Below are 9225 nucleotides of genomic sequence, written 5' to 3' on the forward strand. Positions count from 1 at the left end.
TCTATATGTTTGTTATTGAGAACAAAAGCATTATAACTAATTTCCTGATTATCTGGCCTTGTATATTCATCAGTGAATTGTATTGCTATACGTTTATGGTTAGAAATTACATTTGACTGGATTAAATTACTGCCGACATCATTCATTGCAATTCCATAATATTTATTTGAATCAATATTATTTCCAATTATTTTAAGATTGTCCTTTACATGATAAATGTCAATTCCAGTATCCTCATTTTTGCTGATGTCGTTTGCTACAATTTGAAGATTTTCAGGACCTTCACCATATTTGACACCGCCAATAGCATCTACAGCTGAAATACCATAATACTTATTGCTTTTTATGGAATTAGAATAAATGTAAGTATTGTTTGATTTTGATATCAATATACCTGTATCGCCATTATTGGAAATGGTGTTATCAGTAATATACGTGTAATTATCATTTAAAACGACAATACCATTTTTACCGTTTTCAACAATGCTGTTCTTAGTGATATTGAGGTAATTGGTGTCGAATGCACTAATACCCTCGCCAGCTGTAATTTTATTGTTTGAGATGGTTACATAGTCACTGCCATTGACTAAAATGCCTGTGCCAGAACCTTTAATGGTAAAACCTTTGATTTTTGTCAAAGATGCGGCTCTTCCCTGAATCTTGATTACTGGACAGGAAGAGCTTGACTGCAGCACAGTATTTGAATTGGAAATCAGTGTTAAGCTTTTATTAATAACCAGATTAATGTCATCATAACTATTCCCATTAAACAATATGACATTGTTCTCTCTTGCGTTATCGATAATGTCCTGAATTTCGCAACTTGATAATCCATCATCAACAACTCGAGTATTGTTGATGGTAAATGAAGCAGTTTTGGATGACGGAGCATAAATTGAATTTCCCAGATATGCCGTAGTGATATTATAAGACCCCTCGCCTACTTTGAGTTTGAGGGAAGATGTCCCGTTACCATCAGTAGTTCTATGATATGTAACCCCATCAAGGTCGAATGTCACATTCTGATTCGCAATTGCTGTTTTATTTTCATCAAGCAACTGGATTTTGAAAGTGCCTCCAATAGCAGTATAATAAGCGTAGCTTTTAACGTCTATTTCCGTTTTAATCAATCCTGATGAATTTGAATCAGCCTGATTGAGTTGGATATCCGAAGTGGACGGCAACATCACATCTGCAGAACTGTCAACATCCTGAGCAACACTGTAATTCAAAGTGAAAATAGTCAGTACAAGCAATATCACAATAAACATTTTTCTATTCATATTTCACCTCCCAACTGTCGATTGGAAAGAATTAATCATTGATTAATTAACCTTAATATAATAATTATATTACTTATTAATATATATTTTTAACTTTTTTAATTAGAGAAATATTTTTTTTAAGAAAAATTAGATTCTAGCAAACTTTTTGATTAAACAAATTAAACAAAAAAGATAAATAGTCAGTGATATCCCATAATTACAATTCAATATTAAACGAAAATATAAAAAGATATTAAAATAATAATAAGATTAGGTGATATTAAATGGAATACGAAATTAGTGGAGGTTCATTTCCTAGCGTAATTTGTACATTGCAGAAAGGGGAAACAATGAAAGACGAAACTGGAGCAATGGCATTCATGACTTCAGACATTAAAATGGACACAAACATGGGTGGGGGCATTTTAAAAGGCCTTGGAAGAGCATTGTCCGGAGATACAATATTTTTAAATTTCTTTACTGCCAAATCAGACAATCAGAAAATTGCATTTTCTGCATGTTATCCCGGAAAGATTATCCCTATCAGATTAAACGGGTCCAACTCAATAATCGGTGAGAAAAATGCATTTTTAGCAGCTGAAGACGGTGTCGATATCGACATGTACTTCAAAAAGAGACTTGGCGCAGGTCTGTTCGGTGGTGAAGGATTCATTCTTCAGAAATTTACCGGAAACGGAATGCTATTTTTGGAAATTGACGGAGAAGTGATTGAACATGATCTGCAGCCTGGAGAAAAATTGCTTGTAAATCAAGGCCACGTTGCAGCAATGGAAGAGACCGTCGACTTTGATGTTGAAAGAGTCAAAGGTGTTAAAAACATGATTCTTGGCGGTGAAGGACTATTCTTTACCAAACTGACAGGTCCTGGAAAAGTATGGATACAGACCATGCCCGTCAGCAAACTGGCTGATGCAATCATACCTTACCTGCCGACAACCAAGTCAGAATGATTTATTAAAAAAAGTTTATTTTAAAATTCTTTTTTAAAAAGATAGGTGAAAACATGGAACAATATGATATAATCATTATCGGTGCCGGTCCCGGCGGATTGACAGCGGGAATCTATGCCGGACGCCAAGGGACCCGAACCCTAATAATAGACAGAGATTTGGCCGGAGGAATAGGTCGTGAAGTACCTGAAATGGAAAACTACCCGGGTTTTGATAAGATTTCAGGCCTGGAGCTTGTCAATAAAATCAGAGACCAGGCAATTAAAAATACAGAACTTCACGAACAGGAAAACGTTTTGGAAATAACCCGAGATGACCTGTTCACAGTCAAAACCGATAAGGACACCTACCTATCAAAAACAGTCATCCTGGCTACAGGCAGTTCCCACAGGCCCCTAAACGTGAAAGGCGAAGAGGAATTCAGGGGTAAAGGCGTCAGTTACTGTGCGACTTGTGATGGATTTTTCTTTAAGGGAAGGGATGCCGTCATGGTTGGCGGAGGAAACAGCGCCCTTCAGGAAGCTGTTTACCTAAACAATTTGGGAGCCAACGTAACAATCGTTCACAGAAGAGATGAATTCAGGGCCCAAAAGCACCTGCAAAATCTAGTTGAAGATGAAGGCATCAATGTTATCTACAATGCAACCGTTGAAGAAATAAAAGGCAGCATGCTGGTTGAATCAGTCACCCTGAAAGATACAAAGACCGGAGAATTAACTGAAATTCCAACAAATGGTGTTTTCATCAGCGTGGGATATGAACCACACACAGAACTTGCAAAACAGTTGAATGTAAATCTGGATCAATCAGGACACATAATAGTAGACAAAGAGCAAAAAACAAATATTGACTGCGTTTACGCAGTCGGTGATGTGTGTGTTGGCCTGAAACAGTGGGTCGTGGCATGCGGTGAAGGTGCAGTGGCTGCAACTTCCGCATATTCAGACATTAAGCAGACCTAATAGCGTTCCTGCAAGTACATGTAAATGAAAAATGCAATTATCAACACTACAATTACAGGCAATAACCACATGAACACTTTTAACAATAATACTGCTGCAAAAATTGCAATTATTACAAATATTAAATCTCTCAATTCCATGTAATTCAAATTTATAAAAGGTAATATATAAACTTTAAGAGATAATTAAAAACTTATTTTTTTTTCATTCCAAATTATCCCATAGATAAATATAATATATAAAAAAACTAAAAATAATATTATTATATTTTAATGGAGCATAATATGACAATTTTAGTTATCAACAATAAAGGTCAATACAACCACAGAATTCAAAGGAGTTTGCAATATCTCAAAATTCCATCTGAATTGGTGGCCAATACATTATCAATTGAAGAAATTGAAGCTAAAAATCCAATCGGATTAATCTTAGGCGGAGGCCCTTCAATCGAAGGTGCCGGAAATAGTGAGGAATACATCAAGCACTTTGAAATTCCGATATTGGGAATTTGCCTTGGCCATCAGTTGATTGCAAAAGCATATGGTGGTGAAGTGACTACTTCCGAAACTGAAAGTTATGCTCAGGTTAAAATTAATATTAATAATGATGAAAACTTATTTGACCAATTGGCTCCTGAAATGGATGTTTGGTCTTCACATAAAGATGAAGTTAAGACAATACCTAAGGATTTTGAAATCCTAGCCAGTTCAAACTTATGTGATGTTGAATCCTTTAAGCATAAAGACAAGGATGTATATGGAATCCAATTCCATCCGGAAGTGCATCATACCCCTAAAGGATCAATAATTTTTGAAAACTTTTATAAAATCTGTCAAAAAAGGTGTAATAATGATTAATAATCCACAAGACTTAGCGACAAAAGCACAAGACAACAAAGCCGGTTTAAAAAGAAAATATATTAATATCCCTATTGGTGATGAAGAATATGGATTTAGAATCTCAGGAATTGGAGCTAAATCCGTAAAATTAGAAAAATTTGTTAAATATGATGATATCTTTGAAGCTATTGAATCAGGTAATGACAACGGTCTCGAAGCTATGATTAAACAGATTATTGAAGATTACGAAGAAGATGAAGAAAATGAGGAATAAAATGTTAAGTCCTAAAGAATTTATTGAAGATGCAATCCAAAAAATCAAAGATCAAATCGGAGATGAAAAAGCAATTATTGCATTATCCGGTGGAGTAGACAGTTCAGTATGTTCCGTACTTGTTCAAGAAGCTATTGGAGATAATTTAACTGCTGTTTTCGTAGACCATGGCCTTTTAAGAGAAGGTGAAGTTGAACAGGTAACCAATACATTTAAAGACAGATTGAATTTCAAGTTTGTTGACGCTTCCGATGAATTTATGGACCAACTCGCAGGAGTTGAAGACCCTGAAGAAAAAAGAAAAATTATCGGAAGAGTATTTATCGAAGTGTTTGAAAGAGAAGCCATAAAATCCGGAGCTAAATTTTTAGTTCAAGGAACCATTGCACCTGATTGGATTGAAACCAAAGGTGAAATCAAATCCCACCACAACCTAGCGCTTCCAAGCGGAATGGAACTGGAACTCTGTGAACCTGTCCGTGACTTGTACAAAGATGAAGTACGGGAAATCGGTGATGAATTAGGCCTTCCAGCTACAACAGTCTACAGACAACCTTTCCCAGGACCTGGACTTGGGGTACGTGTTGTTGGTGATTTGACTAGAGAAAACGTTGAAATATGCAGAAAAGCAAACAAAATTGTCTGTGATGAAGTTGAAGCAAGAGGACTTAACAAAGAAGTATGGCAATACTTTGCTGTTTTAACTGATACTAAAGTTACAGGTGTTAAAGGAGATGAAAGAGACTTCGGATACCTTGTAGTAGTTAGAATTGTAAATTCAATTGATGCAATGACTGCATCTGTAGCTGAACTTCCTTGGGAACTCATTCAAACCATTTCAAAAAGAATTACCTCAGAAATACCTGAAGTTACTCATGTTGCATTGTCCATCAGTGACAAACCTCCTGCAACTATCGAATTCTGTTAAATACTATTTTAATCAATAGTATTTACTTTTACTTTTTTTAGAAATTATGAAAACCACTAAAAATGCTTACCTTGCCAAACTGACAGAACAAATACAGATGAAGTCTGTTAAGGTTGGAAAAAACCTAGAAGGAACCACACCACCATCAGTTTTCATTGGACGCTGGTCTTATCCCAAGGTTTATGCAGGACCAATGATGAGCTCACAGATGGGAGACACTCATATTATGGACTCTCCTGAAGACTGGATTGGTCAAAACAAGACCCAGGAAGAAATCATCAACTACAGGATGAACCTTGTGCGAGGCAAACAATTAATCAAGATAGATGACTTGGAAAATCCCTTTGTTGAAAAATTACAAGACATATCCCTCGCATCAAAATCCATCGACAGTGAAGCCACATTCGGACGCAGGCCAACAGGATCCATGCTTACAGAAGACAGCACACCCCATGGACCGAGTGCAGTCATCGAGAAATTCGACATCGATGCTGTCAGATGGGATCGTCAGCTTGAAAAGACATTCTATGATACTGACTTGAAGGCAGTAGATGCAGTTGTCAACCTCCACAACAAGGAAGTGCCGTTCTCAGCAATGCAGAAAGCATTTTCAGTGGGTGCAATCGGAACAAAAAACAAAAGGAAACTGGTTCCAACACGATGGTCAATTACAGCCTGCGATACAACGCTTGCAGATGAATTTCTAAAGGAAGTGAGGAAATTTGAAAAACTCGATACTTATAGAGTATTTGAGTTTGGAGCGTTGAACAACTATTATATAATCATATTGACACCAACAGAATGGCAATACGAATGGTATGAAGCATTTATTAAATTAATGAAAAATGAGGAATTGATATTTTCAGATTATGAAACTAATGGTGGTAAAAAAGAATATTCTCGCGTTGGAGGATGTTACTATACTGCCAAAATGGTGGTCCTGGATTACCTTTTAAACATTAAAAAACAATCTGGACTTTTAATTTTAAGAGAAGCTTATGATGGATATGTTCCATTAGGAGTATTTAATGTACGTGAAAACATTAAAGAAGCAATGATAAGACCATATAAAGAATTTGAAACATTGGAAAATTGCCTTAAATATGCCGGAGAAAAATTAAAAATACCTATTAGCAGATATGTAAAACAGGGAACATTATTAAATGAGATGCTTCACACAAAACAGACTACTCTAGATATGTACTTCAAGAGAGGATAATATGTTCAAATTCAAAACCCCCTCCAAAAAAACCCTTGAAATAATGTCAAAAGTTGCAAAAGGCGAAATAACTGCTGATTTTGAAGTTAAATGTCAGGAAAAAATTAAGGAATTGACCTCACATGAATTCGTTGAAATAACTTCAAGCGGCAACAACAGCATATTCATTGCCCTTTCAGCAATTGAGGGTGATATAATCATTCCAGATCAAGGAGGTTGGCACGGATTTAAACAGATTGCCAGACATTTAAATAAGGATATAATTACCATTAAAACAGATTTGGGACTCATTAACCCTATTGAATTAGACAATCTAGATATTAAAGAAAATTCAGCATTAATATTTACAAGTTTTGCAGGATACACCGCAGAACAAGATGTGAAAGGTATATCCAAATATTGTAAAAACAATTCCATCACAACAATAGAGGATGCTTCAGCCGGAATTGGAGATAAGGAAAAAAAATTGGGAAACGGCAATTATTCAGATATCATCATTGCATCAACAGGTTCGCCGAAAATAATTAATGTCGGAAGTGGCGGTTTCATAACAACCAACAATGGAGAAATTTTTGATAAAACCAAAATGCCTCAAAAATTAAGTAAAACCAATAATATTATATGTAGTGGTATGGATAGTGAACTCGATTTAGTTAGAAAAAATCTGGAACTTTCATTAAATGCAACAAAGCATCTAAAAAACAACATGTCCAACATCATCCATAAAAATAAGAGGGGTGTTAATGCAATTATACCGACCGACAATGCAAAAGAAATAAGTTGGAATTTGAAAAAATCATTGACCCTCGACAAAAGCGGTTTTATTACAACTTGTCCAAACTATAATCGTGTGAAAGCGAAAGCCATTGCAATTGAAATAAAAAACCTTTCATATGATTGTCTTGAAAAGGAGCGTCTTGATAAAATCATCGAAGAATTGAAAATCAATAATCTACATTAAGTTTTGTAATTCTATCAATCATGATTTCATCAACAGAATTATTTTTTAACTCATCCTGTGAAATATCATAAATTTCAACTAGTTTTTCAACATCACTTATTAAAACGCTGCCATCCAAAGTGAAATGTTTTGACAGCTCACAAGTATAATCATCGCAATTAATTAAAACTGCACATAAATTCATTTCACCTTCTTTTAAACCTAAAATCTTAAAAGCTTTAGAAATCTGGCGCTGCGCAGAACACCTCAATACAATTTCAACACTGATATCCTTTGCCAAGTTTTCGCCACGCTCAAAGGCAAGAAACGCCTGGTTAACTCCGTGGATTATGTGATTTTCACCTGCTAGGGCATCTGCATTTAGAAGCTGTATAATCTCATCATCTTTTTTAATAGAGTCAATTAAATCAAGCGTATCACTAACAGACTCAATATGTGCCTTAAACCCCAATATTCTTAAATCATTCATATTCATAGCAACACTAATCCCTAAGTAATCTGTTGACACCTGCAATGTATGCCTTTACGCTTGCATTGATAATGTCCGGTTCGGTACCCCTAGCTGATACAACCTTATCAGCCTTTTGAAGTTTGATTATCACATCGATAAATGCATCAGTACCACCAGTAAGGGCATCTACGTGGTATTCAATAAGATCAATATCCCTGAATATGTCCAAAGATTTGAGTGCATTGATTGCAGCATCAACAGGACCTAAACCAACACCTGCATTTAGAATTTCCTCTCCGTCAACAGTTATTTTAACGGATGCAGTAGGCATTACCTTATTTCCTGATACAATAGTTACTTCATTAAGCTTTATTCTATCCTCATGATTGATTTCTAAAACATTATCAGCAATGACCTGCAAATCCACATCAGTTACAGTTTTTCCCTTATCGGCTAAAACCTTAATGTTATCACATATTTGTTGAAGTTGAGTCATGTCAACATCCAAACCCAATTCCTTTAATCTGTTATTTAAACCATGAGTTCCCATGTGCTTTCCAATGACAAATTTGCGTGTACGCCCAACAAGTTCCGGAGTCATAGCCTCATAAGTAGCGGAATTTTTAATTATTCCATCAGAATGAATTCCTGATTCATGTGCAAATGCATTTTCCCCAACAATCGCTTTATTAGGCTGAATATATACACCTGTTAACCTGGCAACTAGTTTGGAAATGTCATATATCTCATTAATTTTAATGTTGGTTGAAAATTCGGGAAGCAACCTATCAATACTTACAACACATTCCTCAAAAGAGGTATTGCCTGCCCTCTCACCTATACCATTGATGGTGGTGTGAATTTCAGTTGACCCTCCCTTAATGGCGGATAGGGTATTTGCAACGGCAAGTCCGAAGTCATTATGGCAATGACAAGCTATCGGACAATGCAAATAATTTAACTGATTGAACAATTCATAAGAGGAATCAGGTGTTAAAATACCTACTGTATCACATACACAAACTCTATCTGCACCGTGGTCGATTGCATTAACAAGTACTGATTTTAAAAAATCAACATCACTTCTTGAAGCGTCTTCTGCGGATAGTTCAACAATTAAACCATGATCTTTACAATAATCAATTGCATTATTCGACAACTCCAAAAGACTGTCAAAGTCTGTTTTTAATTTGTCTTTGATGTGTAACTCAGATGTGGGAACGACCAAATTCACTCCATCAACATCACATTCTAAACAATAATCAATATCAACTGTCAATGGTCTTGAAAAACTGAGAATTTCAGCATTGAATCCTTGCCGGGTGATTTCTTTAATTGACTGTCTTTCACCTTCA

11 protein-coding genes are annotated in these 9225 nt (G+C 35.6%); 7 read left to right on the top strand and 4 right to left on the bottom strand.

From position 1 onward, the window contains the following. Window positions 1-1283 (bottom strand): nitrous oxide reductase family maturation protein NosD (locus IJI93_RS01025; RefSeq protein WP_292818612.1); only part of this gene is annotated, 1283 nt, incomplete at its 3' end. A 266-nt stretch (window positions 1284-1549) separates the two neighbouring features. On the opposite strand from IJI93_RS01025, the gene IJI93_RS01030 reads away from it, so the two are divergent. After that, complete coding sequence (locus IJI93_RS01030; RefSeq protein WP_292818615.1) at window positions 1550-2236, top strand: TIGR00266 family protein; 687 nt, start codon at window positions 1550-1552, stop codon at window positions 2234-2236. 17 nt (window positions 2237-2253) lie between these two features. Next, window positions 2254-3198: a thioredoxin-disulfide reductase gene (trxB, locus tag IJI93_RS01035; RefSeq protein WP_292818638.1), complete on the top strand. Its 945-nt coding sequence runs from the start codon at window positions 2254-2256 to the stop codon at window positions 3196-3198. Here trxB and IJI93_RS01040 read toward each other — a convergent pair. Further along, window positions 3195-3338: a hypothetical protein gene (locus tag IJI93_RS01040; protein WP_292818617.1), complete on the bottom strand. Its 144-nt coding sequence runs from the start codon at window positions 3336-3338 to the stop codon at window positions 3195-3197. The genes trxB and IJI93_RS01040 overlap by 4 nt on opposite strands. 144 nt (window positions 3339-3482) lie before the next feature. Here IJI93_RS01040 and IJI93_RS01045 point away from each other — a divergent pair, with 144 nt between their 5' ends. From IJI93_RS01045 to IJI93_RS01065, 5 genes are read left to right on the top strand one after another with little or no spacing between them, the layout of a single operon-like run. Further along, on the top strand, window positions 3483-4055 hold the full coding sequence (locus IJI93_RS01045) for a GMP synthase subunit A (protein WP_292818619.1): 573 nt from the start codon (window positions 3483-3485) through the stop codon (window positions 4053-4055). Then, window positions 4048-4311, top strand: a complete 264-nt coding sequence (locus tag IJI93_RS01050; protein ID WP_292818621.1) for a hypothetical protein — start codon at window positions 4048-4050, stop codon at window positions 4309-4311. The genes IJI93_RS01045 and IJI93_RS01050 overlap by 8 nt, the downstream gene beginning before the upstream one ends. 1 nt (window position 4312) lies before the next feature. Then, window positions 4313-5239 carry a glutamine-hydrolyzing GMP synthase gene (gene guaA / locus IJI93_RS01055; RefSeq protein ID WP_292818624.1) on the top strand — a complete coding sequence of 309 codons (927 nt, stop codon included), beginning with the start codon at window positions 4313-4315 and terminating at the stop codon, window positions 5237-5239. A gap of 46 nt (window positions 5240-5285) precedes the next feature. Then, window positions 5286-6458 carry a hypothetical protein gene (locus tag IJI93_RS01060; protein ID WP_292818627.1) on the top strand — a complete coding sequence of 391 codons (1173 nt, stop codon included), beginning with the start codon at window positions 5286-5288 and terminating at the stop codon, window positions 6456-6458. Window position 6459: 1 nt separating this feature from the next. After that, window positions 6460-7419, top strand: coding sequence for a DegT/DnrJ/EryC1/StrS family aminotransferase (locus IJI93_RS01065; RefSeq protein ID WP_292818630.1), 960 nt, complete (start codon window positions 6460-6462; stop codon window positions 7417-7419). Here the strand turns inward: IJI93_RS01065 and cgi121 are convergent. Both cgi121 and IJI93_RS01075 read right to left on the bottom strand, forming a co-directional pair. Next, window positions 7403-7894, bottom strand: a complete 492-nt coding sequence (cgi121, locus tag IJI93_RS01070) for a KEOPS complex subunit Cgi121 (RefSeq protein ID WP_292818632.1) — start codon at window positions 7892-7894, stop codon at window positions 7403-7405. The two genes, IJI93_RS01065 and cgi121, sit on opposite strands and share 17 nt — an antisense overlap. Before the next feature lie 7 nt (window positions 7895-7901). Next, window positions 7902-9225 (bottom strand): alpha-isopropylmalate synthase regulatory domain-containing protein (locus IJI93_RS01075; RefSeq protein WP_292818635.1); only part of this gene is annotated, 1324 nt, incomplete at its 5' end.

The organism is Methanobrevibacter sp. (assembly GCF_017431965.1).
Classification (GTDB): domain Archaea; phylum Methanobacteriota; class Methanobacteria; order Methanobacteriales; family Methanobacteriaceae; genus Methanocatella.

Coding starts and splice junctions, on each gene's coding strand:
- IJI93_RS01030 (WP_292818615.1), top strand. CDS start 1,550: ATGGAATACGAAATTAGTGGAGGTTCATTTCCTAGCGTAATTTGTACA.
- IJI93_RS01040 (WP_292818617.1), bottom strand. CDS start 3,338: ATGGAATTGAGAGATTTAATATTTGTAATAATTGCAATTTTTGCAGCA.
- IJI93_RS01045 (WP_292818619.1), top strand. CDS start 3,483: ATGACAATTTTAGTTATCAACAATAAAGGTCAATACAACCACAGAATT.
- IJI93_RS01050 (WP_292818621.1), top strand. CDS start 4,048: ATGATTAATAATCCACAAGACTTAGCGACAAAAGCACAAGACAACAAA.
- guaA (WP_292818624.1), top strand. CDS start 4,313: ATGTTAAGTCCTAAAGAATTTATTGAAGATGCAATCCAAAAAATCAAA.
- IJI93_RS01060 (WP_292818627.1), top strand. CDS start 5,286: ATGAAAACCACTAAAAATGCTTACCTTGCCAAACTGACAGAACAAATA.
- IJI93_RS01065 (WP_292818630.1), top strand. CDS start 6,460: ATGTTCAAATTCAAAACCCCCTCCAAAAAAACCCTTGAAATAATGTCA.
- cgi121 (WP_292818632.1), bottom strand. CDS start 7,894: ATGAATATGAATGATTTAAGAATATTGGGGTTTAAGGCACATATTGAG.